Origin of the sequence: Geobacillus sp. B4113_201601 (assembly GCF_001587475.1) — a bacterium.
In the GTDB taxonomy this organism is placed as follows: Bacteria; Bacillota; Bacilli; order Bacillales; family Anoxybacillaceae; genus Geobacillus; species Geobacillus icigianus.
In genome coordinates, this window is record NZ_LQYX01000121.1 from 5892 (window position 1) to 6319 (window position 428).

Below are 428 nucleotides of genomic sequence, written 5' to 3' on the forward strand. Positions count from 1 at the left end.
AGGAGAATGAATCCCTTTTTGTTTCGATTGATGATCCCATTTGCCAAAAAACGAAGCCTTCGTCACGGGCTGTCCATGCCATCCAAGGGTGTGACTGGCATTTCTCTCACAGCGATCATCAATGGGTCTGGGGGCATTCGCTTGTTTGGCTGATGGTGCACACCTTCACCCAAGCGTTTCCGTTCGCCTTTCGTCTGTATGACAAGACGGCGGGAAGAAGCAAGATCGACCTAGCGATCGAGATGCTTTCTTCGCTCAAGGGGAAGCGGGCTCAGCCGGTGTATGTGCTCATGGATTCCTAGTATCCGTCCCAAGCGCTCATCGAAGCCTGCGTGAAACAAGGATTCCATGCCATCGCCATGCTCAAGACGAACCGGATTCTCTACCCGAAAGGCATCGCCATCCAAGCGAAGGAGTTTGCCCGCTAT

The 428-nt window shown here is 52.8% G+C and carries 1 pseudogene; it reads left to right on the forward strand.

Going from position 1 to position 428, the window contains the following annotated elements:
* Positions 1-428, forward strand: a pseudogene (locus tag B4113_RS20845) (IS701 family transposase); the annotation flags it as partial.